Source organism: Pseudoxanthomonas sp. 134C1 (assembly GCF_057773065.1).
On sequence record NZ_JBYMTH010000001.1, the window covers coordinates 440,297 to 466,377 of the forward strand.

Consider the following 26,081-nt stretch of genomic DNA (forward strand, 5'->3'; position numbering starts at 1 on the left):
GAGTTTTTCCAGCAATGAAACGTAGAGAGTTCATCCTCGCGGGAGCCGCGCTCGGCGCGGCCACCCTGCTGCCGGCCACGCCGGCCTGGGCCAGCAAGCGAAAGATCCGGCTGGGCATGATCGGCACCGGCATGCGCGGCCAGGTCCTGCTCAAGGAACTGCTGCGCCGCGAGGACGTCGAGGTCGTGGCGTTGTGCGACATCGAACCCATCATGCTCAAGCAGGCGCTGGACATGGCGGCCAAGGCCGGCAAGCCCGCGCCGAAGGCGTACGGGCAGGATGGCGACACGCACGCCTATCGCCGTCTGCTCCAGCAGCGCGGCCTGGACGGCGTGATCATCGCCACGCCGTGGGAATGGCATGCGCCGATGGCGATCGAGGCGATGGAAGCCAAGGTGGTGGTCGGCTGCGAAGTCGTCGCCGGCGTCACCCTGCAGGATCACTGGGACGTGCTGGCCGCGCAGCAGCGCACCGGCACGTCCTACATGCTGCTGGAAAACGTGTGCTACCGCCGCGACGTGATGGCGGCGCTGCAGATGGTGCGGGCTGGCCTGTTCGGCGAGCTGGTCCATCTGCAGGGTGGCTACCAGCACGATCTGCGCGCGGTGAAATTCAACTCCGGCAATCCGGCCGAACCCTACGGCAGCGGCGTGGAATTCGGTCCCAAGGGCTGGTCGGAAGCGCGTTGGCGCACCGAGCATTCGGTCCGCCGCAACGGCGAACTGTATCCCAGCCACGGCATCGGTCCGTGCGCCATGTATACGGGCATCAACCGTGGAAACCGCTTCACCCACATCAACAGTTTCGCCACCAAGGCGCGCGGCCTGCACGAATACACGGTGGCCAGGAGCGGCGGCACGACCCATCCCAGCACGCAGGCGAAGTTCAAGCTGGGCGACGTGGTCACCACCACCCTGGCCTGCGAAAACGGCGAGACCATCCTCCTCCAGCACGACACCTCGCTGCCGCGCCCCTACTCGCTCGGTTTCCGGGTGCAGGGCACCAAGGGCCTGTGGATGGATCTCAACCAGTCCATCCACATCGAGGGCCGCAGTCCCGGGCACAAGTGGGAACCGTTCCAGACCTACCAGGACGAGTTCGATCATCCGTTGTGGCGCAAGTACGCGCAGGATGCGGAAGGTGCCGGCCATGGCGGCATGGACTACTTCGTCATCCACGCTTTCGTCGAGGCGGTGAAGGCGGAGGCGCCGATGCCGATCGACATCTACGACGCGCTCGCCTGGAGCGCGATCACGCCGCTGTCGGAACAGTCCATCGCCGAAGGCTTCAAGACCCTGGAGTTCCCCGACTTCACCCGGGGCCTGTGGAAATCACGCAAACCCATCTTCGCCTTCGACGCGAAGTACTGATCGTGCAGGGCCGGGCTCGCCCGGTTGCGCCCGTCCTCTCCCGGGAGCCGGGCAAGCCCGGGCTCTGCATGCCCGCGCGGGTCAGCGGAAGCGCCGCGCGTAGCCCAGGTAGATCTGCAGATCGGGGCTGTCGTCATTGAGTCCGGCGTTGACGCCCGCATCCCACTGGGCGTCTTCGCCGTGCTGCCAGCCGAACGACAGCCCGGCCAATGCTTCCGTCGCATGCCCTTCCGGATCGCGATCCCGGGTCAGCGAGACTTCGAACGATCCGGACACCGTATCGCTCACGCCGAATCCCAGCCCGGCCACGGTTCCGTAGCTCAGGTGCCGGCCATCGCCGTCGTCGTCCACGGCGGCTTCGACTTGCGGGGTGAAGCCCAGCGACACCGCGCCGAGTTCGAAGCTCATCGGCAGCCGCAGACCGGCGCTCCAATCCTCCGCACCCACCGGCGCGCGGCCGCTGGGCAGGCTCACGTAGGGCATCAGCGCCAGCGAGAAACCGCCGCCGTCGGGATTGCGCAGGTTCTGGCGCAGGGCGAGGCTGGCGTCGCCGAAACGCGAAGCGCGCGTGGTGGTTCCGCTCAGCGTGTCCCGTTCGCGCACACGGCCGTAGGCGGTCCATCCCACCTGCGCTTCCAGCGTGTCGTTCAGGCCGAAGCGCAGCAGCGCGTCGCCGAACAGCCATTGCTCCGAGCGCACTCCGGATGGGTCATCGCGGGTCCAGTCGGCCAGGCCGATCTCGAACACCGCATCGCCGGGTTCCACCGTGCAGGCCGGCGTGCCAAGGCCCGGACGATCGGGACACAGATCGCGCGGTTCCGCGGCGAGCGCGGATGCCGACGCCAGCCATGCGGCGGCGAAAAGAAAACCACGCATCCCTCTCTCCCTCGATCTCCGGTTCCGGCATTGAACCGGGGCGGGCCATGGGAATCAATGCCGCCGCGATCGCGCCATCACTCGTCGTCGTGGTCGGGCAATGGCGATGCCGGCGCGCCCGGCGTGAACGTGCCCGGCTGGACGTAGGCGGCGAAGACGATGTCGATGACTTCGGCGCCATCGCGCATCAGGTCGAACAGCTCCGGTTCCAGCATCGCGCTGTAGAGCACGCCCGACAGGCTGGCATGCAGGATCCGCGATGCGATGGTGACGTCGGTGTTCTCGCGCAGCTGGCCCAGGTCCCGCGCGCGCTGGAAGGCGAGGGCGATGATGTCCAGTTCCTCGCGGGTGCTGTCGCGCTGCAGTTCCTGCATCGCCTGGCTCTCGGCCGAGACATCGTTGCGCAGCATGATCTCCATCATGTTGCGCAGGCGCTCGTCCTCGGCCAGTTCCTGGAAGGACACCAGCAGCGCCGAACGCAGATCGATCACCGGCGTACTGCGTTTGGTGGACGAGGTGCGGCGCAGGCGCTGGATGAAGGGAATGCGGTCCCGGTTGATCAGCGCCTCGAGCACCTCGGTCTTGTTCTTGAAATGCCAGTAGACCGCGCCGCGGGTATAGCCGGCGCGGGCGCCGATCATCGCCAGGGTGGTGCCGGCGACCCCGTGTTCATGGAAGCAGGCCTGGGCGGCGTCGATGATGCCCTCCCGCGTGGCCTGCGCCTCTTCTTTGGTTTTTCTGGCCATCTGCCTTGCGCATTCGCTGGGTGAAACCGGGCTGAATTGTACCGGTTTGCAAACAAACATTCATGCATGTATATTTCGAGGCCCGCATCTGGACCTGATCGGACGTCGCTCTCCCGCGCCGTCCGGGCGAGGCCAGGTTTCCGCCTTTTGATGGTCATTCGGCCCCGATTCGGGGTCTTTTATCTGCCAATCGGCACCAAAATTCCTCCCCGAACCCCACCGCCATGTCCCGAATTTCCGTCCCCCTCCTCGCCCTGTCGCTGGCGATCGGCCTGTCCCTGTCCGCCTGCGGCGGCGGTGAACCGGAGGCGCCCCAAGGCGGCCCCGGCCAGGTCACCGTGACCACCCTGAAGACCGAACAGGTCGGTCTGACCCGGGAACTTCCCGGCCGCACCAGCGCTTTCCTGGTCGCCGAGGTACGTCCGCAGGTCAACGGCATCGTCGCCCGCCGGCTGTACGCCGAAGGCGGCGTGGTCAAGGCCGGACAGGCGCTGTACCAGCTCGACGATGCCACCTATCGCGCCCAGGCCAACACCGCCCGCGCACAACTGGCGCGCGCCGAGGCCACCGCGCATGCCGCCCGCCTGAGCGCGCGCCGCATCGGCGAGCTGGCGAAGATCGACGCGGTGAGCCAGCAGGATCTGGAGAACGCCGTCGCCGCGCAGCAGCAGGCGGATGCCGATGTCGGCGCGGCCCGCGCCTCGCTGGACGCGGCCAACGTCACGCTGGGCCATGCCCGGATCACCGCGCCCATCAGCGGCCGCATCGGCAAGTCCACGGTCACCCAGGGCGCGCTGGTCGCCGCCGGCCAGGCCGAAGCGCTGGCGACGGTGCAGCAACTGGATCCGATCTACGTCGACCTCAGCCAGTCCTCGGCCGAACTGCTGCAGCTGCGTCGCGAACTGGCCGCCGGGCGGTTGCAGGACAACCAGCAATTGCCGGTGAGCATCCTGCTCGAGGACGGCAGCACGTTCGATCACAAGGGCACGCTGGAATTCTCCGAAGTCAGCGTCGATCCCGGCACCGGCAGCTTCGGCCTGCGGGTGAAGGTCGACAATCCCGAGGGTGTGCTGATGCCCGGCATGTACGTGCGCGCGGTGGTCGGCAGTGGCGTACGCAACGACGCGCTGCTGGTGCCGATGCAGGGCATCGCCCGCGATCCGAAGGGCAATACCTCCGCGATGGTGGTCGGCAAGGACGGCAAGGTCGAAGTGCGGCCGGTCAGGGTCAGCCGCGCGCTGGGCGACAAATGGCTGGTCGAGGACGGCCTGAAGGCCGGCGACAGGGTCATCGTCGAAGGCCTGCAGAAGATCGGCCCCGGCATGCCCGTGCAGGCCACCGAGCGGGGCGTCAAACCCGCGCGGACCGCCGCGACGTCCGCGTCGGCTCCCGCTCCGGCCGCAACCAGCGGCGCGCGGTAAGCGGAGAACCCCATGGCACGCTTCTTCATCGACCGACCCATCTTCGCGTGGGTCATCGCCATCATCATCATGCTCGCCGGCGGCCTGGCCCTGTTCAAGCTGCCGGTCTCGATGTATCCCAACGTCGCGCCGCCGGCGGTGGAAATCAGCGCCACCTATCCGGGCGCTTCGGCCAAGGTGGTCGAGGACTCGGTGACCCAGATCATCGAGCAGAACATGAAGGGCCTGGACGGGCTGATCTATTTTTCGTCCAACAGCTCCGCCAACGGCATGGCGACGATTACCCTGACCTTCGAGAGCGGGACCAACCCGGACATCGCCCAGGTGCAGGTGCAGAACAAGCTGCAACTGGCGATGCCGCTGCTGCCGCAGGAAGTGCAGCGGCAGGGCATCAACGTGGCCAAGTCGAGTTCGGGCTTCCTCAACGTGCTCGCCTTCGTCTCCGAAGACGGCAGCATGGACGAGAACGACATCGCCGACTATGTCGGTTCCAACGTCGTCGACCAGCTCAGCCGCGTGCCGGGCGTCGGCAACATCCAGGTGTTCGGCGGCAAGTACGCCATGCGCATCTGGCTGGACCCGAACAAGCTGCACACCTACAACCTGTCAGTGCCGGAGGTGGTCGCCGCGATCCAGGCGCAGAACGCCCAGGTCGCGATCGGCCAGCTCGGCGGTGCGCCGGCGGTGAAGGGCCAGCAGCTCAACGCCACCATCAACGCGCAGTCGCGCCTGCAGACACCCGAACAGTTCCGCGACATCGTCGTGCGCAGCGGAGGGGACGGCTCGGAACTGCGGTTGAGCGACGTGGCCCGGGTCGAACTGGGCGCGGAGTCCTATGACTTCATCACCCGCTACAACGGCCAGCCGGCCAGTGGCCTGGCGATCACGCTCGCCACCGGCGCCAACGCGCTGGATACCGCGGCCGGGGTGCAGAAGACCCTCGACGAACTCACCCCGTTCTTCCCGGCGGGCCTGAAGGCCGAGACGCCTTACGACACCACCCCGTTCGTGCGGGTATCGATCAAGGGCGTGGTGAAGACCCTGCTCGAAGCGATCGTGCTGGTGTTCGTGGTGATGTACCTGTTCCTGCAGAACTTCCGCGCCACCCTGATTCCCACCATCGCCGTGCCGGTGGTGTTGCTGGGCACCTTCGGCGTGCTGGCCGCGCTGGGCTTCTCGGTGAACATGCTGACGATGTTCGCGATGGTGCTGGCAATCGGCCTGCTGGTCGACGACGCCATCGTGGTGGTGGAGAACGTCGAGCGCATCATGTCCGAGGAAGGACTGTCGCCGCTGGAGGCCACCCGCAAGTCGATGGGCCAGATCACCGGCGCGCTGGTCGGCATCGGCCTGGTGCTGTCGGCGGTGTTCGTGCCGATGGCGTTCATGAGCGGCTCCACCGGCGTGATCTACCGCCAGTTCTCAGCGACGATCGTGTCGGCGATGGCATTGTCGGTGCTGGTCGCGATCGTGCTGACCCCGGCGCTGTGCGCGACCCTGCTCAAACCCTTGAAGAAGGGCGAGCACCACGTCGCCCATCGCGGCCCGGCCGATCGCTTCTTCAACGCGTTCAACCGTGGCTTCGACCGTTCCAGCGAAAGCTACCAGCGCGGCGTGCGTGGCATCCTGGCGCGGCCGTGGCGTTTCATGGGCATCGTGCTGGGCATGTTCGTGCTGATGGGCGTGCTGTTCGCGCGCCTGCCCAGCGCGTTCCTGCCCAACGAGGATCAGGGCGTGCTGATGGCGCTGGTGCAGGCGCCGGTCGGCGCCACCCAGGAGCGCACCATGAAATCCATCCAGGCACTGGAGAACCACTTTCTGAAGAACGAGAAGGGCGCGGTGGAGTCGGTGTTCTCGGTGCAGGGTTTCAGCTTCGCCGGCATGGGCCAGAATGCGGGCATGGCCTTCGTCAAGCTCAAGGACTGGGGCGAACGCGGCGACGAGGATGGCGTGATGCCGGTGACCGGCCGCGCGATGGCCGCGCTCGGCGGCATCAAGGACGCCTTCATCTTCGCGTTCCCGCCGCCGGCGATTCCGGAACTGGGCACCGCCTCGGGCTACACCTTCTTCCTCAAGGACAACGGCGGACAGGGCCACGAGGCCCTGCTGGCCGCGCGTGATCAGTTGCTCGGCATGGCCGCCGAGAGCGGCAAGCTGGCCAACGTGCGTCCCAATGGGCAGGAGGACACGCCACAGTTCCGCATCGACATCGATGTGGCCAAGGCCAGCGCGCAGGGCCTGTCGATCGAGCAGATCAACAGCACCCTGGCGACCGCCTGGGGCAGCCAGTACATCGACGATTTCGTCGATCGCGGCCGGGTCAAGCGCGTGTTCGTGCAGGCCGACCAGCCGTTCCGCATGGTGCCGGAGGATTTCGACCTGTGGTCGGTGAAGAACGCCGAGGGCCGGATGGTGCCGTTCAGCGCCTTCGCCTCCAAGCATTGGGACTATGGTTCACCGCGTCTGGAACGCTACAACGGCGTGTCGGCGATGGAGATCCAGGGTGAACTGGCGCCCGGCGTGGCGTCGGGCGACGCGATGGCCGAAATCGAACGGCTGGCCGCGCAGCTGCCACCGGGTTTCGGCATCGAGTGGACCGCGCTGTCCTACCAGGAACGCCAGGCCGGCGCGCAGACGCCGCTGCTGTACACGCTGTCGCTGATGATCGTGTTCCTGTGCCTGGCGGCGATGTACGAGAGCTGGAGCGTGCCGACCGCGGTGTTGCTGGTCGCGCCGCTGGGCATCCTGGGCGCCGTGCTGGCCAATACCTTCCGCGGCATGGAGCGCGACGTCTACTTCCAGGTGGCGATGCTGACGACGGTGGGCCTGACCAGCAAGAACGCGATCCTGATCGTGGAGTTCGCCAAGGAGAACCTGGAGAGAGGCGTCGGCCTCATCGAGGCGACCATGAACGCGGTCCGTGACCGCCTGCGCCCGATCATCATGACCTCGCTGGCGTTCGGTCTCGGCGTGCTGCCGCTGGCCATCGCGGCGGGCGCGGGTTCCGGCGCCCAGCGGGCGATCGGCACCGGCGTGCTCGGCGGCATGATCGTGGGCACCGTGCTGGGTGTGTTCTTCGTGCCGCTGTTCTTCGTGGTGGTGCAGCGCGTCTTCGGTCGCAGGAAACGGGCCGGGGACATCGTTGGCGCCGGTAGTGCGGACAATCAGGGAGAAACCCATGCATAAGCCTTCGACCGCCGGCCTGGCGCTGGCGATGACCCTGGTGCTGTCCGGTTGCGCGACGCTCGCGCCGCGCGGCAGCGAAGTGGCCCCGTCGATTCCGTCGCAATGGCCCGCCGCGCAGGCGACCGGCGCAGCCGGGCAGGTCCCGGTCGTGGCCGATGTCGCCGACATCGGCTGGCGCGAGTTCTTCCCCGACCCACGCCTGCAGGCGCTAATCACCCAGTCGCTGGACAACAACCGCGATCTGCGCGTTGCCGCATTGAACGTGGTACGCGCCCGCGCGCAGTACCGCATCCAGCGCGCCGACCGCGTGCCGTCGCTGAGCGTGCAGGGGCAGATGAGCCGCAGCGGCGGCGATGTTCCGGTCAGCGAACAATTCAGCGCGAACCTTGGCGTGGCCGAATTCGAACTGGATCTGTTCGGTCGCGTGCGCAATCTGAGCGAAGCGGCATTGCAGAGATACTTCGCCGAAACCGCGAATCGGCGCGGCGCGCAGCTGTCGCTCGTGGCCGAGGTCGCCAACGCCTGGCTGACCCTGGGGGCGGATCGGGAACAGTTGCAGATCGCCCAGGCCACCCTGGCGGCGCATGAGGACTCGTTGCGCCTGATCGAAGCGCGCCATCAGCGCGGTGGTTCATCCGCGCTCGACGTGAGCCAGGCCCGCACGCTGGTTGAAACCGCGCGCACCGACGTGGCCCGGTTCACCGGCCAGGTGGCGCAGGATCGCAATGCCCTGCTGCTGCTGGCGGGCGGCCTGGTCGATGAGGACCTGTTGCCGCGGGACAATCTCGCCGATGTCGCCGCGCTGCGGCCACTGCCTGCCGGCCTGCCGGGTGACGTGCTGCTCCGGCGCCCGGACGTGATGGCCGCCGAGCATGTATTGCTGTCGGCGAACGCCAATGTCGGCGCCGCGCGCGCCGCGTTCTTTCCCTCCATCCAGCTGACCGGCACCATCGGCTCGGCCTCGACGGAATTGTCCGGCCTGTTCGACGGCGGCACCCGCGCCTGGAGTTTCATCCCCCGGATCACCCTGCCGATTTTCCAGGGCGGTAGGCTGCGCGCGAACCTGGGCGTGGCCACCGCGGATCAGGACATCGCCCTGGCGCAGTACGAAAAGGCGATCCAGTCCGGATTCCGCGAAGTCGCCGATGCGCTGGCGCTGGGCGACAGCCTGGACGGGCAACTGGCCTCGCAACGCGCGTTGGTGTCCGCCACCGAACAGGCCGAGCGCCTGTCACAGGCGCGCTACGAGGCGGGCCTGGACAGTTTCCTCACCCTGCTCGACGCACGCCGCGCCGCATACGGCGCCCGCCAGTCGCTGGTCAACACCCGGCTGGCGCAGCAGTCCAACCAGGTCGCGCTGTACAAGGTGCTGGGTGGCGGCTGGCGCGAGGGCTGATCGCCTGTCTTCGCCGCGCCGCCGCGCCGCCGCGCTTAGCCGCCGGTTGCCTGCTGGGCGGTGGGCAGCGCCAGACAACGTTCCAGATCCTCGCGCATGCCGACCAGTTCGCCGCTCAGTTGCTTGCGTCGGGCCATGCCTTCGCGATGGATCTCGCGGACTTCCTCGACCGTGCGGATCAGGGTTTCGTTGACGGTGCGCAGGGTGTCCACGTCGATTACCGAGCGCTGATTGGCGCGGGCGGTGCCGACCGCGGTGGAATGGACCAGCTCAGCATTCCTACGCATCAGTTCGTTGCTGGCGTCGTCGATGGCGTTGGCCAGTTCGACCGCGTTGCGCTGGTCAGCCAGTGACAGCTGGATCGCGAACTGGTTGCGCCACATCGGAATGGTGACGTCGCGCACCGCGCCGAACTTCTCGATCAGCTGGATGGCGTTGGCCTGGATCAGCCGGATCATCGGCAAGGTCTGATCGGCGGCGTGCTGCAGCACCTGCAGATCGGAGACGCGCTTGTCGATCAGGCGCAGGGCGGTGTCCACCGCCGACCGCTGCGTGCGGGTGGCCGGATCCTCGCTGCCGGCCAGGCTCGCAAGCTCGGCCTCCAGCTCGGCGATGCGCAGTCTGCCGGCCACCACGTGGACGCCCAGCTCGCGGCGTTCCTCCAGCACGATCGCATGCATCTGGTCGTATTCGCGGACACGCTGCTGCTGGATCTGCTGGGTCTTGCCGACATCGGTCATCAGCTGATCGATCTGGCGGTTGGTCGAGCTATAGCGTTGCACCAGTTCATCGCGGCCGGCGCGCATGCGATCGATCAGCGGTCCGAGAATCGGCAGCTTGGAACGTCCGTGGAAGGACTGCAGGTTCAACGAGCGGGCAATGCGCACCACCTCGCCGAGCTTGTCGCCGCTGCCGTCCAGGTCGGCGTTGCGCACCTTGTCCAGCAATTGGGTGCTGTAGGCACTGGTCTTGCTGGTCGCGTCGCGGCCGTAGCCCTGCAGATTGCCCGGGGCGATGTCCTGCAGCGCCTTGGCGGTCTCCTGGATGCGCGGGATGTCGGAGGTGTCCAGGCCCAGGTCGGCGAGCAGTTGCGGCGACAGCGCGGCGGGAAGCAGTGACTGTTCGGGGTTCGGCGTGGTCATGGGATCTCCTGGGTCTGGTTCGCCGGCTTGGCCGGGGCGGGCAGGTGGTCGATACAGGCTTCCAGCTCATCCAGCGCCTGCCGTGCGGAGGATAACTGCATTCCCTGTCCGTCACCGGACTGCACGCCGCGCTGCTGGGCCAGCAACAGGGCGAGCCTCGGGAGTTGCCGCGCGTGGCGTTCCGCGACCGCCAGCGCGCCAGCGGCGACCAGCCGCAGTTGGCTGGCGGTGATCGCGGTGGTCGCGTGCAGGGTGGTCAGGCGTGCGAGCTGGCGCTGCCGCTGCTCGTCGTTGCCATCCTCGGAGGACGGGCGGCCCAGCGCTTCCATCTCGGCGCGCAGTGCCGAGATGGCCTCGTTCAATCGCTCCGCCCGCAAGGCCAGCGCGGCATGATGCTCGCGCAGTCGCGCCACCTGGCCTTCGGCGCGGATCAGCAGCACACCGCTGCGCTCGCGCAGCATCCGCGCTTCGGCGCGCAGGCGGATGTCGCGTCCGATCAGACGGCCCCAGAAACCGACACTGCGGCGCGCCGCCTCGGGATCCGCGACCAGAAGCAGCGCGCGCAGGTCACGCAGCGTGGCCTGCAGCGCATCGGTGGCATCCAGGCCCAGGGCATGAACGGCGGCCGCGTGCTCCGCCAGCACCCGCGCCTCGGCGCTGTCGCTGGCGCGATCCGGGTTCACGGCTGCCCGTCTCCGTGATCCTGCGGCGAAGGGGACACGTCCAGAGTCGGCGTGGAACGCTCTTCCTTGAATTCGAGATTGGCGATCACCTTGTCGAATTCGGTCTGCCGGGATTTTGGCTTGGTCTTGCGTGCCACCGGGCCGGATTCCGCCGCATTGGCGCGCAGCGCCTGGGCAAGGGCGACGAGTGCGCCGTTCAGCTGATCCTGGCGGCTCAATGTCCGCTGCAGGGCCGCCAGCACAGGTGCCGCATCCGATACCGAAGTCGCCGCCGCCACCGGTGCTGGCGGCGGTGGAGCGGGTTCCGGACGCAGCGTGTGCAGGGCCTCGAGCAATGCTTCCCAGGGAACGGGCGCCGCGGGTGCGTCCACGGCGGCGGGTTCGCCGAGCCGCTGCAATCCCACCGCGATGTCGGCCAACTGCGCCACGACCCGGCCTCCAACATCGGCGTCTTCCGCGCCCATGGCCTTGTTGCGCAGGAAATCGGCCTTGATCTGCTTCCAGCGCGCCTGCGCCTCGGCGCCCAGCGTTCCGCGCAGGTCACCCAGCTTGAGCAGATTCTCCTCGGCGCCGGTGGTCAGCAACTGTGCTTCACCCAGGTAGTGATCGGAAATCAGCTGTTGCAGCTCGGCATCGTTCATCACCGGGGAGATCTTCTCGGCGAGCTTGTTCATGTTGCGGTAGCTGCCCTGCAGCTTGAACGGTGGTTCGACACGGTACTTGTCAGCCTGCGCTGCGCTGGCGATGTATTGCTGATTGACCCGGTAGACCACGTCGCGAACGCTCAGCAGCCTTTGCAGCACGGCGACGATCTCGTTGATCTCGGCTCCACTGTAGGCATGCGAAAGCTGATTGCTGCTGACCTCCTTGCCGCGGGCACGATCCACCAGGAGATAGAGATCGGCCATGTCGCGGGTAGCCAGCGGCGCCAGCACCGGATTGGAAGTCAGGCAGTTCTCCACGTAGCTCAGCAGGAACGCGTCCTCCATCCCGCCCAGCACGTCGCCCAGGTTGTAGATATCGGCCCGGTTGGCGAGCATGTCCGGAATCTTGAAGACCTCGCCGGACTCCGTGTACGGATTGCCGGCCATCACCACCGCGAACTTGCGTCCGCGCATGTCGTAGGTCTTGGTCTGGCCGCGCCAGACGCCCTCGATGCGGCGGGTGCCGTCGCACAGCGAGATGAACTTCTGCAGGAACTCCGGATGGGTATGCTGGATGTCGTCCAGATACAGCATCACGTTGTTGCCCATTTCCAGGGCCAGGTTCAATTTTTCCAGTTCCTGCCGCGAGGTCGCATCCGGCGCCTGCGCCGGATCCAGTGAACGCACCTCGTGCCCCAGCGCGGGGCCATTGATTTTCATGAAGACCAGGCCGAGCCGAGCGGCGACGTACTCCATCAGCGTGGTCTTGCCGTAGCCGGGGGGGGAAATCATCATCAGCAGGCCCATCAGGTCGCTGCGCTTGCCTTCGCCGGCCGTGCCCATCTGTTTGGCGAGGTTGTCGCCGATCACCGGCAGATAGACCTCGTTGATCAGCCGGTTGCGCACGAACGAGGTCAACGGACGCGCCTTGAATTCCTCGAGTCGCATCGATTCGCGCTCGCGCTGCACCACTTCGCCACGCAGGCCCTGGTAACGCCGCCATTGCGGCAGGAAGCCATCGAGATGGGCGTCGAAGCGGGTCTGGAAATCATCCACGGCCAGCGCCAGCCGGCCCTGCCCGATGCGGGGGTGCTCGCCGAGCAGGCCCTGCACCGGGGCCATCAGGCCAACCGGGTCGACGACATGGCGCAGGCGCGCGCCGTACAGGTGCAGGGCAATTGCCTCCGGGGCGTATGCGGCCAGCGGTGCCAGTTCCGCCTGGCTGGTGAGCGCGGCGAACGCCTGCTGCAATAACGCCCAGGCGGCGACAGGGCGATCCTGCAGCCGTCGCAACGTCTGCCTGAGCACTTCGCCCGCATCGCCTTCGGCCAGCTGCCCGGCGAAGGCGCTGGCCAGTTGCTGCGCGTACTGGGTGACGCGGAAGGTTGGCGTGGCCGAATCGACGCTGTCGACCAGGAAGCCGGCCGCGCTTTCGGCCGCACCTGCCGGGAGCGCACCGGCCTGCTGTTGCCGCGCGATCGCGTCGGCGAGTTCGGTGCGCAGCGCCGGCAACGCGGCACCCGCCGGGCTCAGCGCATCGATGACACGCGCGGCCCGGATCCGATCCGCCCATTCGGCCGTGGACTCTTCGCCGGCCTGGCACCAGTACGCCATCGCCAGCGCGCGACCGGCGGGTGGGTGCGCGAGCGCCCCCGCCGCGCGCTGCAGGGGCAGCAGGGCGCGCAGGATCGCGGCGGCGTCGTGATCGTGGATGCCCTTCTCGTAACCTTCGCGATAACGCGGCGCGGCGTAGTCGCGCACAAGGCGCGACAGCGCCTCGGGATCCGGGAGCGCCTGCTCCAGCACCGACAGGGACAAGCCGTTGCCGCCCGCACGCGCATCCGCCAGGAGGCTGCCGGCAAGGTACTCGCCGCGATACAGCTGCGGCGACTCGGATTCGATCGCCACGTCCCAATACGGACGCAGTGCTTCCAGCGCCGGATCGCGCAGCGGCTGCAGATAATCCGTACCGGTCAGGTGCACCGACAGCGTGTCGGTGCGGGGAATCAGGGTGAGATCCAGGGGCTGGGTGTTGACGCTGAAGCGATGGCGCGGACCGATCCTGATGATGTTGCCGCCGTCCTCGAACAGGTCGTTGCGGTCGCGCAGCGCGCGGATGGCCTGATCGCGGGTGGCCTTGATGCGGGCTTCGACATCATCGGCCTTGACCGGATCCTTCAGTTCACGCAGGCGTCCGGCCAGTTCGCGCAGCTTGAGGATCAGGGCGTCGCCGGCGAAGAAGGCGTTGAGTTCGTCCGCGCTGTCGAGGCGTTCGGTGCGTCGACCCAGGCCGTCCAGGATGCGGTTGGCCGCGTCGAGCACGCTCTGCGCTTTGCGCTGGCGCTCGTCCAGCAGGGCCTGCTTGTGCGCCTCGAACGCTTCCAGCACTTCCTCGCGTTTGGTCAGGATGTCGCCGAGGAACTGCTCGTGCTCGCCGAACTGGCTTTCCAGTTCCTCCAGTTGCACGAGCAACCGCGAAGACTGCTCGTCGGCGCGCTCGGGCGTGTTCGCCAGCGCCAGCGCGTTCGTAACGGCCTGGGCGAACAGGGTGAACTGGGCGCCGAACTGGGCCACCGACTCGGCGGAACCCAGTTCGCGACGCTTGGCCGCTGCCCGCGCGCGCGTCTGGTTCAGGCGCGCATAGATCGTCGAAATGGATTCCACCACCCGGGTGCGGCGGGTGGCATCATCGATTTTCAATGTGGCCATCAGCTCGGACAGCATGTCGAGTTCGCCCGACATCGCCTGCATCGCGGTGATGGCCTCTCCCAGTTCCCGCGCGGTGGTCGCGGCGCTGGCCTGCTCATCCAGGGTGGACAGGCGCTGCAGGAACGGCGCCAGCGCCTTCTCGCCGGCGAGGAATTCGCCGGTGGCCAGGCCGACCCGATCCTGCGCTTCCTGCAGCGCGGCGGCCATCGTGTCGATCGCGGCGATGTCGATGTAGCGGTAGTCGCGGATGGTCAGCAGATGGCCGCGCTGGCGGGAAATCGCGCCCAGCGCCTCGACGAACTGGTCGATCCCGTTCCACCCTTCCGGTTGCAGGCGGCCGATCAGGGCGCGATGGTCGCTGCGCGCCTGGGTCATCGCCGCATCGGACTGACGGCGAATCTGCTGGACCTTCTCGTACTCGTCCAGCACCGACTCGCCGGTGTCCGCGATTTCGTGCAGCAGGCCGGCGAGGCCTTCGCACTCGGTGTCGTCGATCCAGTGGTGCAGATCGAACAGCCGGCGGGTGGAATGGGTCAGCAGTTGATAGCGCTGGGCGGAGACGTCTTCGCGTTCGATCTCGCGGGCCAGATCGAGCAGATTGGACACCGCGCGGACCAGTTCCGCGTTGCCGAGCCGGCCCATGAACGAGGTGCCCGGTGCGCGGGTGGCGGCGAATTCGTCGGAACTGAAGGGTGTCTGCCAGACCTGCATCTGGTGGACGCGGGTGGGATCGTCGTTCTCGGCCCGGAACAGCACCATGCGCCCGTCGTGCAGGCGGGCGTAACCGTGCGCCAGCACCGGTGGCTGCAGCTGGCGCTGGATCAGGTTGTACACCAGCAGCGCCGCCTGGCCGGTTTCGCGTTCGTAGAACACATACAGCACGTCCTCGCCGTTGGGCGAGCGGAGGGTGCGCTTGTACTGCATGTCCCGGACGATGGCGTCGAACGCCTTGTGCTCGCCATTCTGCAGGTAGTAACCGCCGGGGAAGATGATGCCGTGGTCTTCCGGCAACTGGATGCAGGCCTGCACGATCGCGTCGACCCGGGTGACCTTGCCGGTCAGCGTGTTGTAGACCAGTCCGCGCCAGGTGCTCTCGCGATAGGGCAGGACCTTGAGGAGGATCAGCGAACCGACCCGGGCGTAGTCGAACTGGGCATCGTCCAGCGACTGGGTGCGATCCTCGACCGGTTCGCTGTAGACGCCGGCGCCCGTCTCGGTGTTGTTCTCGACCTTGATGGTCAGATCGCCGCCGGTGGTCTCGACGAACAGTGTGTCGAGGATGTTCAGATGCGGATGGCGGCCGCTGACCTCCATGTCCTTGGTCGCCCGGATCCACTCGAAATCGAACGGCGGCGGCAGCACGATGTCGCGCTCACCGCGCGCGTCGAGGTAGCTGATGGTGCCGTCGGAAGCGAGCGTCCAGCGGAAAACGCGCACGTCGGTGGACTTCAGGCCGATCTGGAACGCCATCAGCAGGCGGCTGTCGCGGACGATCAGCTGCAGCAGGCGCGCATCCTTGTAGTAGCTGTACAGCTCGCCGAAATCACGCTGGAAGCCGGTGTCCGCGAGGAAGCTCGCGGCGATGTCCACCGGCGCCACGTCGTAGCCCTCGCCGGCTTCGACCAGCCGGTACAGGCCGAACACGTCGGCGATCGACGTGGTCGTCTTCAGGCCCATGTAGACGTTGAAGCCGAACAGCAGCAGGTCGCCGACCTGGACGATGTCGCGGCCGACCGAATTGTGCTCGGTCCGGATGCGAAGGCGGCCTATCGCCTCCATGCGGCTGTCGCCGAACTCCTGCAGGCGGCGTGTGTTGAGCGCTTCGACCAGGCCGCGCAGGCGTGTGCCCTGTTCACCGAGGCGGCGGCGCAGGACTTCGTAGGCGCCGCCCTGGGCGACGGCCTGGTCGACCTGGTTGTCGGCGATGGGTTCGGGATTCACGGTTGCGGACATCGGATCTCATCCTCGCCCGTCCTGGGCGGTCGATGCGAGACATCGGGAACGGCGGATGAGTGCATCCGCCGACCCGGTTCGGTGACGCGGATTCAGGCGTCGGTGGCTTCGGACTGGCGGGCGGTGGCGGGCAGGCCCGCGCCGCCAGCCAGGCGACCCAGCAACTGCGCGGCGATCGGGCTCTCGCCGACGATGCCTTCCAGCGCCTTGCCCAGCGAAACGCCCTTGGTCAGCGCGTTGAACACGCCGCCGTCGCCGCCGATCAACTCGATGTTGGCATTCTTCAGCGCGCCGGCGAGGATCTCGGCGTTCTCGCGCGAGATGGCCTTGCCCGCGTCGAACGAGGCCAGCAACTGGCGCAGCTGGGTTTCCAGCAGCATGCGGTACTCCTCGTGGCTGCGTGCCTCCGGACTCATCTTGCCCATGGCGTCGAACTTGGAGGTCAGGCCCTCGGCTTCGGCCGCCATCTTGCGGCCGATGTTGCTGGCCTCTGCGTCGCCCATGGCCTGGGTGGCGGTGGCGTTGGCGCGGCCGAGTTTTTCGGCGCCCTCGGCTTCGGCGGTCAGGCGTTCGTTGAGCACGCGCGCATCGGCGTTGCCCTGCTTGTAGGTGGCATCCGCCTTGGCTTCCAGCACGCGCGCCTCGGCCAGGCCGGTCTTCTCCATCGCGGCCGCGTTGGCTTCCTGCACCTGCGCGTGGGCCAGGCCCGGCGCGGCGGATTCGGCCCGCGTGCCTTCCGCCAGCACGCGCTTGGCCTCGGCCTGCTTGCCGGCGGCCTGCAGTTCGGCGTCGGCCAGCACCGTCAGCTCGACCGCGCGGTGGCGGGCGGCCTGTTCGGCGGCCTCGGCGGCCTTGACGTCCTTCACCAGCGTTTCCTGCGCGGCGGCTTCGGCGGCCAGCACGGTCACCTGCTTGGCGCGATCGGCCTCGGCGACCTCGCGGGTCTCCTTGATCTTCTCCTCGGCCACGGCGACGGTCTGCTCGATCTGGGTGCGTTCGCGGACGACGTTGGCCACTTCCATCCGGCCCTGCTCGACGACCTTGTCGCGCTCAACTTCCTGCATCTGCACTTCCTTGTTCGTGCTGACGCGCTCCAGTTGTTCGGCGCGGGCGACGCGCTCCAGCTCGATTGCGACCGCACGGCGGCGGTTCTGCTCGGCGACTTCGACCTGGCGCAGCTGTTCCTGCTCGCGGATCTTGATCTGTTCCTCGGTTTCCAGGCGCGCGCGCTCCGACACCTGGCGTTGCTCTTCGATCACCTTGGCGGTCTCGGCGGCTTCACGCGCGCGCACCGTCTCGACTTCGCGCTGCTGACGCGCCTCGGCCTCGGCCTGCTGGCGTTCCAGCGCCAGCATCGCTTCGCGCGCTTCGGTGTTCTTCTTGGTGATCGCCAGCTTTTCGTTCTGCTCCAGTTCGTTGGTGCGCACGTTCTGCAGGGCGGTCAATTCGGTGATCTTGCGGATGCCCTCGGCGTCGAGGATGTTGCTGGGGTCCAGCAGGGACTTCGGCGTCTGTTCGAGGTAGTCGATGGCCACGTCCTCCAGCACGTAGCCATTCAGATCCTGGCCAATCACCGCGACGATCTCGTCACGGAACTCCTGGCGCTTGTCGAACAGGTCGGTGAAATCGAACTTCTTTCCGACCGTCTTCAGCGCTTCGGAGAACTTGGCATTGAACAGCTCGTCGACGGCGTGCCTGTCGGAGGCGCGGTCCGCGCCGATCGCCTTGGCCACGCGCAGGACATCCTGCGGGGTCTCGTTGACGCGCAGGTAGAACGCCACCGCGATGTCGGCGCGCATGTTGTCCCGGCAGACCAGGCCTTCCTTGCCACGGCGATCGACCTGCAGGGTGATCAGGCTGATCTTCATCAGCTCGGCCTTGTACAGCACCGGGATGATCAGCGCGCCGGTGAAGTGCACCTTCGGCTGCGAACTCATGTCGTTGACGATGAGCGCGGTGCCCTGCTCGACCTTCTTGTAGAAGGCCTTGAAGATGCCGATGAAGCCCAGTCCCAGCACCAGCAGGACGCCGAGGCCGAGGAGGAAGGGAAGAATGTTGGCGGTGCTCATGGCGGAACTCCTTGTAGGCGCGGTGCGTTTACTGCTGGTGGAAGGCGGATTCGGAGATGACGCGGTAGGTGTCGGAAGCGGCGAGGTGTTCGATGAGTACGACCCGGTCGCCGCGTGCGAAGTCCTGGCCGGGCATGGCGCGGACCTGCAGAATCAGGCCGGCGCCACCGTCGTCGAACCGGGCGCGGCCGGCGGTTTCATCGACCCTCGGCGAGATCACGCTGCCAATCCGACCCAGCACCGGCGCGGGCGAGGGAGGACGCAGGCGGGTGATCAGCTTGGCCAGCGGCCGCAGCAACAGTGAGGTCGCCAGCACGCCCGGAACCAGCGCGGCCACCAGGACGCCCGCGCCGGCCAGCCAGCGCAGGGTGTCGGGCACGTACTGCAGCAGCCACAGCTGGACGAAATACGTGATCAGCCAGCCGAACCACGACAGCACCGTCAGTACCAGCATCATCGGTACGCCGGACAAGCCCAGGCGGGCGATCATGCCGGCGATCTGGCTGGGTTCGACGCTGTCGCCGTCGCTGCCCAGCCAGCCATCGACCGTATCGAAATCGAGGATGCCGGTGGCGGCCAGCAGCCAGTAGATCACGCAGAACGCCAGCAGTACGCTGTAGATCAGGGTGGGGAAACTGAGGGCGGTGGTGAGGAACTCGGTCATCGGGGCTCCTTGCGATCAGCGCTTTCGCGGGGACGACTTGATGCGTTTTTCGGCCCGCGCCAATACCGCCTCCGCGGGATCCGCCGCGGGCGCCTTGACGCCACCGGTCTGGGGGGCGGTCGCGCCAGCGCCGCGCCGCTTCATCCGTTGCGCGGATGCGAACGCGGGCTCCGGATGCGGCGCCTCGCCGGGTTGCCGCCGCGCCACCGTAGCCTGCGCACGTTGCAGGCTGATGCTGGCGCGAAGGATGTCGATCTGGTGCTTGAGCCTGCGCAACCGGCCTTCGAGCTGCTCCACCGCGTGCGCGAACTGCTGTTCCTGCGAGGCGAGCACGCTTGTCTGTCGATTCCGTTCATTGCGCTGTTCCTGCAACTGCACGACCTGTTCGGCGGTGGCCCGTGCCTGCCCGGTACGCCGCTGGCGCAGTGCGGACTCGACCCGTGCCTCGAAGGCCGCCAGTTGTGCGGTGGATGCCGCGAGGTGCTGCTCGTTGGCGATGCGCCGCGCTTTCGCGGCCGCATGCTCGCCCCGAGCCTGATGCAGGGCATCGTCCACTGTCCGGATCTCGTCGTCGAGCAGGCGCTCGGCGCGTTCGCCGAGGACCGCGTCGGCGAGGCCCTCCATGCCGTCCTGGATGCGCCTGAAGAGGAGTTTGAGCGTTTCCGGCATCAGCGCCCCGCCTTGCGCGGAGCGCGCAGATAGGGCTGGTACGCCTCGGTGGCATGGATGACGTTCTCGGCGAGCGTCTCGATCTCGAACATCAGGTTGGCCAGGCTGGAATGGGTATCCAGGGCGCCGAACATCACGTAGCCGGCGACGCCGCCAATCCGCTGCAGGCCGATGGTCGACAGGGGCAGCAGCACATGGGTGCCGAGCACGTGGGCGTTGAACGCAGCCTGGTCGATCACTTCGCTGACCGGCCAGAGGTAGGCCTCGACCAGGATCTGCTCGCCGCCGACCGCCAGGAACACCGACAGGTCGCCATACTCGTGAAGGATCAGGTGCAGGCTGGGTTCGGCGCCCTCGATGGTCTCCAGGCTCACCAGACCATCGCGCACCACGCTGGTCTGGGCGATCGCATGGCGGATGGCCGGTACCGTCCAACCGGCTTCGGTCGGCTGCGCGGGCAGATAGGGAATGCCCGTGTCGCGCTGGGCTTCGCGCATCGATTTCTCGATCGCCGCCAGCTCGGTCGCGTACTCCGGCCGGATCCACACGTCCTTTTTCACCAGGCCCTGCTCACGCATGCGCTCGCGGTAGTTGCGAACGTGCAGGGTCGAGGCTTTGATGGCCGGCTTCCGAGCTGTCATGTAACCAAGCTATTCGATTACATGTAATTCCGTCAAGGCCATCGGTCGGCACATTGTCCACGCAATCGCGGGCCTGCGACCCGTCGCCGTGAGCAAGGCGTTTTCAGTGGACAAGAGAGGTAAACCAACCCCGTCGACGGGGCCGACGGGATCAGCCGGGCGTGAATTCCGGCCCGACGCTTCAGTAGCGGGCGGCGGTCAGCGGCGCATCCGCCCACTGCCAGGCCGAGGTGTGCCTGCGCGAGGTTTCGCGCGCGGCGTCGGCCTGCCCGAGCTGTTGTTGCGCCTGCGCCAGGCCGTAGAGGGACCAGCCATTGGCCGGATAGGTCTTCAGATCCTGGCCGAATGCTTCCGCGGCACCCTGGGCGTCGCCCGTTTCGAGCAGTGCGGCGCCCAGATAGATCCGCACCGGCAGCGGCCAGTCGGCGGGTTCGTTGTAGGCCAGGGCATCCTCGGCGGCGACGGCCTCGCGCAACGCGGCGATGCCGTCCGCATCCTTGCCCTGCGCGCGCAGGAGTTCGCCGCGCAGCAGGGCGTCGGCGACCCGCAGCACGCCGTCGGCGTGGTTGATGTCGAAGAAGCTCACTTTCGTCATCGCCGGATCAGTCGCGATCGCGTGCAGGGCGTCGGCTTCGCGCGCGGCTTCGGCCACCGTGCCCTTGCGCAGGTGCGCCATGCCGCGGGCGAAGTGCCGGATGGCGGCTGGATAGGGCAGTTCAGGCGGCGCGGAAGCATCCGACAGGATCGCATCCCAATCGCCGAAGCGGACCTGGGTGAGCAGGGGCGTGACCACGAACTGCTGCATGAACTCCATCGGCGCCTGCCCCATCGCGGCGCGGTCCGCGCGCTGGGCGGTCTGCGCGGCCGCCTGCAGTGCCAGGGTGCGGGACCCCGTCAGGCCGGTGGTCATCGTGGCGAAGTGCCAGTTGTGCGGCACGTAGCCCAGCGGGTAGACCCCGTTGCTGCCGCGACACACCGCCAGGAAATCCTTGTCGGCGGTGCTCGCGGCGAAGTTGGTCAGCGTCGCGTCGTGATAGCGGCCGACGCGGATGTAGATGTGCGCGGGCATGTGCACCAGGTGGCCCGAACCGGGCGCCAGCGCGGCCAACGCGTCCGCGTAGCGCTCGGCGCGCTGCGGGGTGGGCGACGCTTCGACGGCATGGATGTAGTAATGCATCGCGCCGATGTGGCGCGGATTGCGTGCCAGCACGCGCTCCAGTTCGCCGAGCAGGCGCGGGGTGAACTCCGCCGGGCTGCCGTCGGCGTTCCAGTACGCCCACGGTGAAAGATCCATCAGGGCCTCGGCGTACAGGGCCGCCGCGTCGTCGTCGTCGGGAAACTGCGCGACCACGCGCGCCATCGCATCGGCGTAGGCCCGATCCAGCGGCTTGCGATCTTCCGGCGCCGGATCGGCGTAGCGCGCCTGCAAGGCCTGGATCAGTGCGCGATCGACAGCACGCGCCGATCGCGCAAGGCTCGCGGCACGCGTGGCGAGGGCGGTGGCGTCCTTCGCCTGCGCAGGATCCATCGGAAGATTGATGTTCGGTCCCAGCACCAGCGCCTGGCCCCACACGCACATCGCGCATTCCGGATCGAGCCGCGCCGCTTCGGCGAATGCGCGCCCGGCCGCTTCGTGGTTGAAGCCGTAGGCCATGCGCAGGCCCTGGTCGAAGTAGCGTTGCGCGGCGGGCACGCGCGTGCCCACGTCGTGATGCAGGTCGCCAAAGGTATCGAACAGGGGCAGGGCGGCGGCTTCGGGAGCGGGGATGGCGTCACCCGCGGCCTTGGGAGCCGGCTCGCAGCCCGCCAGCAGGGCCGCGAGCAGTGAAAGGAGCAAGAAACGACGGATCATCGCGGTCTCCCCGGTGCGGTGTATGAGCCAGTAACGGAGCCGGCGTGCCGAAAGCGGACAGGGAGCCGAGGCCAGCGCGAACTCCGGCGTGACCCAAGGGGAAACCAGAGGCCTCCGCCGGGGCGGCCGGCTAGGAAAACCGGGTTCGGGAGGGGAGTCGAGGCGCGACGCGCTTGGGGGCCGCCGCGGAAGGCGGGAGAAAAATGGCGCGCCCGGAGGGATTCGAACCCCCGACCAATGGCTTCGGAAGCCACTACTCTATCCGGCTGAGCTACGGGCGCGCGGACGGCATAGCTTACCCGAAAGCCGGCGGCCAGCCCAATGGGCGCGCGGGCGTGAAGTAAATCCCGGACCCGGAGACCGGCCCGGATGCGACGTTGCCGCGCGGCCGGGCGGTAAGATCGCCCGCGTGGCATCCTGCCGGTCTCCGCGCAGGGATGCTGCTTCCCGCTTACACCCGGTACTCCTGCTGAAGATGGGTTACGAACGTTTTGAAGCTCCCGCGGCGTCGCGCTGGCGCGAGCGCCTGGGCCAATACTGGAAGCTCACCCGTGGCGACCGTCCCATCGGCGTGCTGCTGCTGCTGTGGCCGACGTGGTGGGCGCTGTGGCTGGCGGCGGGCGGTACGCCGCCGTGGTGGACGCTGTTCGTGTTCACCGCCGGCGTCTGGCTGACCCGTTCGGCCGGTTGCGTGATCAACGACTACGCCGACCGCTGGCTGGACCCGCATGTGGAGCGCACCAAGGCGCGGCCATTGGCAACCGGCGCGGTCAGTGGCCGCGAAGCATTGATGGTGTTCGCGGTACTGATGATCGCCGCGTTCGCGCTGGTGCTGACGATGAACGCGCTGACCATCGGCATGAGTTTCATCGGTCTGTTCCTGGCGGCCAGCTATCCCTATCTCAAGCGCTACACCCATCTGCCGCAGGTATATCTGGGGATGGCGTTCGGCTGGGGCATCCCGATGGCGTTCGCCGCCGTGCAGGGCGAAGTGCCGCCGATTGGCTGGGTGCTGTACGGTGCCAACATCCTGTGGTCGACCGCCTATGACACCTGGTACGCGATGGTCGATCGCGACGATGACATCCGCATGGGATCCAAATCCACCGCGATCCTGTTCGGCGATCTGGATCTGATCATCCAGGGCGTACTGTATGCGCTGGTGTTCCTGGCGCTGGCGCTGGTGGGTCAGCGGGCGGACATGGGAATCGGGTACTGGGCCGGACTGGGCGTGGCGGTCCTGCTGGTGGCCTACGAATTCTTCATCGCGCGCCATCGCGAACGCGGGCCGTGCTTCCGCGCGTTCCTGCACAACAACTGGGTGGGCGCGGCGGTGTTCGCGGGCATCGCCCTGGACTACGCCCTGGGCGCCCGCTGAACACCACCCCCTCACCCGCCGTGACCGCAGGGCCTGCTGGCAGGCCAATGGAGGCCGCATGAAGTGTGTGATCCCGAAGCACGCAATCCCGCTGCTGCTGTGCCTGTCCACGCTGGCGGTTCCCGCGTCCGCGCAGGACGCCGCTCCCACCCGCGAGCATTTCGCCGCCCCCGGCGAAGAAGCCGACTATCACCAGTGGCATTACTCGCCGGTGGTCAAGGTGGGCGACATGGTGATCGTGTCGGGCATCCCGGCTGGTGGCGAGGGGGGGTACGAGGACAAGATCCGGCGCATGTTCGAAGTGCTGAGGACGCGGCTGGCGCTGGCCGGCGCCGATCTGGGCGATGTCGTGGAGCTGACCAGCTACCACCGGCAGCCGACCGACACGGCCGCCTTCCAACAGGAGTTCGAACGCTTCCTGCGCGTGCACCGCGAATTCTTTCCTTCGCACTACCCGGCGTGGAGCGCGGTGGGCACCACCGCGTTGCTCAATGAAAGCGCGCCGGTCGAACTGCGCGCGGTGGCGATGATTGGTTCCGGGCGCGCGCCGAAGGCGGCCATTCCACTTTCGCTGGTACGCTGATGCAGGCTCAGGCCTGCGATCGCAGCCGCCTGAGCCGGAACGCGACGATCAGCTGCAGGACGCCGTAGATCAGCGCGCCAATGGCAATCCACATGGCGATGGTGATGAGGCCGACGCCCGGATTGGCCAGGAACAGCACGCCCAGCAGCATCGCCAGCACGCCGCTGAGCGCGAGCAGCCACTCGCCGTTGATCAGCTTGCGCACCTGGATGGCGAACACGATGCGCGCGATGCCGGCGATGAGCAGCCAGATCGCCAGCAGCCACAGCATGGCCTCGGCCATCTGCGCCGGTTGGGTGATGGCCAGTACGCCAAAGCCGATCGAGACCAGCGCATAGAGAATCAGCAGCCAGTTCGGCAGCGCGATGTCCTTGCGGAAGATGCTGAGCAGGCTGACGATGCCGTCCGCCAGCGACAGCACCCCGAACGCCAGCACCAATGCCAGTACCGAGCGTCCGGGCCAGAGCAGGGTGGCGATGCCGAACACCAGCGCCAGCACGCCATACAACAGGAATACCCACCAGCCACGCGACACGTTCGCCAACGGATTGCTGCCCATGTCCGTCTCCTTTCCCGGGGAAAACCGGGTCACGAATACGCCCCGGGCGGGAGGGCGTCAAGTCGCGGCGTCGCGGTTGCGGCCAATCGCAGGCGACTCATCTTGCGGGCCGACGTTTTCCGCGCCTGCGTACTCCTTCCTGGATTGCCGTGTTCCCGTTGAAAGGCGTCGCAAGGAATGTGTTGGACAGCCATTCGAAGATCGAGGCATGTGCTGTTTGCGCGGAAGGCGGATTCTCTTGGGTTCCCTTCTGCAAAAGGGGACGTGAGGGTGCCGAGGATCAGGGCTTGGCGCGATACGGCACGTAGGTCGTGCTGGCCAGTTTCCACGCGGTGCCTTCGCGGCGGAACTCGAACACCGCGCGCAGCTGCTTCCGCTGTTCGGCGCCCTGGATGCGCAACGTCGCGGTGTTCAGGGCGATGAGTCGTGCATGGTCGCCCTCGATGCGGATCCGCGGATCGCCCAGCGTGGCGGAGATCGGTTCCACTCCCTTGGCCAGCATCTGCTCGCGCGCCTCCGGCGCATAGAAGCCGAGCACGTCGGCGCGCGTATCGACGTCGCCGACCGGCGAGACTTCCACGTAGTCCGAGGCCAGCACCTTCTCGAGGGCGGGGACGTCGAAGCGGATCTGCGCATCGAGCACGGATTGCGCGACCGCGCGGAGGGTCGCGTCGTCATCGGCGGCCAACGCAATGGCGGGCAGGGCGGACCCCATGGACAGGGACAGTGCCAACAGCAGCGAACGAGACTTCATGGGAGACGCCTCTCGGGGGAAGTCCGCATGCTGAAGGCGGACGCGCCGCCGCGCCCCTGCCGGAAGTCGGGTCAGGGCACCCGTGCGCAGATCCAGGCATCGACCCGCGCCACGCCGGCCCGGCGCAGCGCGGTCGCAGCCGCATGCAGGGTCTGCCCGGTGGTCATCACGTCATCCACCAGCGCCACGTGACCCGGGAGGGGCCCGGGCTCCGCCTGGAAAGCGGCGCGCAGGTTGCGGCGGCGTCCGCGGGCATCCAGTTCCGACTGCGGCGCGGTATCGCGGGTGCGCCGCAGCGCCTGCGGCAGCAGTGGCAGGCCGAGCCGGTGCGCCAGTGGCCGCGCCAGTTCCAGCGCCTGATCGTAGCCACGTCGGCGCAGGCGGTCGCGATGCAACGGCACGGGCACCAGCGCCTGCGGGCGAGGCCGGGCTTCCAGCGAGGGAGCCATCAGATCGGCCAGCAGGCGCCCAGCGGCCAGGTCGTGGTGGAACTTGAGGCGGGGCAGCAGCCGGTCGACCGGGGCGGCATAGAGGAACACGGCGCAGGTCATGTCCAGGGGCGGCGGCCGTCGCAGGCAACGGCCACAGCGACCCGGCAGGGGCAGCGGCAGTGCGCAACGATCGCAGGCGGACCGGTGCCAAGGCAGGCAATCGAAGCAGTTTTCACACAAATCGATGCCATTGCCCCCCTTTTCGCGGCAAATCAGGCAGCGGGGCGGGAGCAGCATGTGACCCAGCGAGGTCAGCCAGTTGTCAACTTTCATCGCATCCTTGCGGTTGACAGGG

19 protein-coding genes and 1 tRNA gene are annotated in these 26,081 nt (G+C 67.6%); 6 read left to right on the plus strand and 14 right to left on the minus strand.

Annotated features, from left to right (window positions below; all coding sequences use genetic code 11):
* Positions 1-14 precede the first annotated feature (14 nt).
* Positions 15-1,370, plus strand: coding sequence for a Gfo/Idh/MocA family protein (locus AC3DEZ_RS01945; RefSeq protein WP_488386702.1), 1,356 nt, complete (start codon positions 15-17; stop codon positions 1,368-1,370).
* An 81-nt stretch (positions 1,371-1,451) separates the two neighbouring features.
* Here the strand turns inward: AC3DEZ_RS01945 and AC3DEZ_RS01950 are convergent, their stop codons facing one another.
* Both AC3DEZ_RS01950 and AC3DEZ_RS01955 read right to left on the minus strand, forming a co-directional pair.
* The gene (locus tag AC3DEZ_RS01950) at positions 1,452-2,246 is read right to left on the minus strand and encodes a transporter (protein ID WP_488386703.1); all 795 of its coding nucleotides are present in this window, start codon (positions 2,244-2,246) and stop codon (positions 1,452-1,454) included.
* A 77-nt stretch (positions 2,247-2,323) separates the two neighbouring features.
* Positions 2,324-2,992 (minus strand): TetR family transcriptional regulator, encoded by a 669-nt coding sequence (locus tag AC3DEZ_RS01955; protein ID WP_488386704.1) that lies wholly within the window; start codon positions 2,990-2,992, stop codon positions 2,324-2,326.
* A gap of 224 nt (positions 2,993-3,216) precedes the next feature.
* Between AC3DEZ_RS01955 and smeD the strand changes: the two genes are divergently transcribed.
* From smeD to AC3DEZ_RS01970, 3 genes are read left to right on the plus strand one after another with little or no spacing between them, the layout of a single operon-like run.
* Positions 3,217-4,413 carry a multidrug efflux RND transporter periplasmic adaptor subunit SmeD gene (gene smeD / locus AC3DEZ_RS01960; protein ID WP_488386705.1) on the plus strand — a complete coding sequence of 399 codons (1,197 nt, stop codon included), beginning with the start codon at positions 3,217-3,219 and terminating at the stop codon, positions 4,411-4,413.
* A gap of 12 nt (positions 4,414-4,425) precedes the next feature.
* Positions 4,426-7,599: a multidrug efflux RND transporter permease subunit SmeE gene (gene smeE, locus AC3DEZ_RS01965; protein ID WP_488386706.1), complete on the plus strand. Its 3,174-nt coding sequence runs from the start codon at positions 4,426-4,428 to the stop codon at positions 7,597-7,599.
* Positions 7,592-8,995: an efflux transporter outer membrane subunit gene (locus tag AC3DEZ_RS01970; RefSeq protein WP_488386707.1), complete on the plus strand. Its 1,404-nt coding sequence runs from the start codon at positions 7,592-7,594 to the stop codon at positions 8,993-8,995. Before smeE ends, AC3DEZ_RS01970 begins: the two co-directional genes overlap by 8 nt.
* Positions 8,996-9,030: 35 nt before the next feature.
* Here the strand turns inward: AC3DEZ_RS01970 and AC3DEZ_RS01975 are convergent, their stop codons facing one another.
* The 9 genes from AC3DEZ_RS01975 to AC3DEZ_RS02015 all read right to left on the minus strand — a co-directional run bounded on the left by AC3DEZ_RS01975 (position 9,031) and on the right by AC3DEZ_RS02015 (position 22,302).
* Positions 9,031-10,137, minus strand: a complete 1,107-nt coding sequence (locus AC3DEZ_RS01975) for a toxic anion resistance protein (RefSeq protein WP_488386708.1) — start codon at positions 10,135-10,137, stop codon at positions 9,031-9,033.
* Positions 10,134-10,820 carry a hypothetical protein gene (locus AC3DEZ_RS01980; protein WP_488386709.1) on the minus strand — a complete coding sequence of 229 codons (687 nt, stop codon included), beginning with the start codon at positions 10,818-10,820 and terminating at the stop codon, positions 10,134-10,136. The genes AC3DEZ_RS01975 and AC3DEZ_RS01980 overlap by 4 nt, the downstream gene beginning before the upstream one ends.
* Positions 10,817-16,126 (minus strand): DNA repair ATPase, encoded by a 5,310-nt coding sequence (locus AC3DEZ_RS01985; protein WP_488386710.1) that lies wholly within the window; start codon positions 16,124-16,126, stop codon positions 10,817-10,819. The genes AC3DEZ_RS01980 and AC3DEZ_RS01985 overlap by 4 nt, the downstream gene beginning before the upstream one ends.
* Before the next feature lie 92 nt (positions 16,127-16,218).
* A complete protein-coding gene (locus tag AC3DEZ_RS01990) occupies positions 16,219-18,195 on the minus strand; it encodes a hypothetical protein (protein WP_488386711.1) in 1,977 nt (658 codons plus the stop codon).
* A gap of 28 nt (positions 18,196-18,223) precedes the next feature.
* A complete protein-coding gene (locus AC3DEZ_RS01995) occupies positions 18,224-18,859 on the minus strand; it encodes a hypothetical protein (protein ID WP_488386712.1) in 636 nt (211 codons plus the stop codon).
* 15 nt (positions 18,860-18,874) lie between these two features.
* Positions 18,875-19,528: a PspA/IM30 family protein gene (locus tag AC3DEZ_RS02000; protein ID WP_488386713.1), complete on the minus strand. Its 654-nt coding sequence runs from the start codon at positions 19,526-19,528 to the stop codon at positions 18,875-18,877.
* A complete protein-coding gene (locus AC3DEZ_RS02005; protein ID WP_488386714.1) occupies positions 19,528-20,169 on the minus strand; it encodes a YjfI family protein in 642 nt (213 codons plus the stop codon). Before AC3DEZ_RS02005 ends, AC3DEZ_RS02000 begins: the two co-directional genes overlap by 1 nt.
* 181 nt (positions 20,170-20,350) lie before the next feature.
* Positions 20,351-22,021 (minus strand): tetratricopeptide repeat protein, encoded by a 1,671-nt coding sequence (locus AC3DEZ_RS02010; protein WP_488386715.1) that lies wholly within the window; start codon positions 22,019-22,021, stop codon positions 20,351-20,353.
* A gap of 204 nt (positions 22,022-22,225) precedes the next feature.
* Positions 22,226-22,302 (minus strand) — tRNA-Arg (locus AC3DEZ_RS02015).
* Between the two features lie 194 nt (positions 22,303-22,496).
* On the opposite strand from AC3DEZ_RS02015, the gene ubiA reads away from it, so the two are divergent.
* Positions 22,497-23,399: a 4-hydroxybenzoate octaprenyltransferase gene (ubiA, locus tag AC3DEZ_RS02020; protein ID WP_488386716.1), complete on the plus strand. Its 903-nt coding sequence runs from the start codon at positions 22,497-22,499 to the stop codon at positions 23,397-23,399.
* 58 nt (positions 23,400-23,457) lie between these two features.
* A complete protein-coding gene (locus AC3DEZ_RS02025; protein WP_488386717.1) occupies positions 23,458-23,982 on the plus strand; it encodes a Rid family hydrolase in 525 nt (174 codons plus the stop codon).
* A gap of 7 nt (positions 23,983-23,989) precedes the next feature.
* Here the strand turns inward: AC3DEZ_RS02025 and AC3DEZ_RS02030 are convergent, their stop codons facing one another.
* From AC3DEZ_RS02030 to AC3DEZ_RS02040, 3 genes are all read right to left on the minus strand, one after another.
* Positions 23,990-24,541 (minus strand): HdeD family acid-resistance protein, encoded by a 552-nt coding sequence (locus AC3DEZ_RS02030; protein ID WP_488386718.1) that lies wholly within the window; start codon positions 24,539-24,541, stop codon positions 23,990-23,992.
* 280 nt (positions 24,542-24,821) lie between these two features.
* Entirely contained in the window at positions 24,822-25,295 is a 474-nt protein-coding gene (locus AC3DEZ_RS02035; protein ID WP_488386719.1) for a nuclear transport factor 2 family protein, read from the minus strand.
* Between the two features lie 71 nt (positions 25,296-25,366).
* Positions 25,367-26,059, minus strand: coding sequence for a ComF family protein (locus AC3DEZ_RS02040; RefSeq protein ID WP_488386720.1), 693 nt, complete (start codon positions 26,057-26,059; stop codon positions 25,367-25,369).
* Positions 26,060-26,081: the final 22 nt, after the last annotated feature.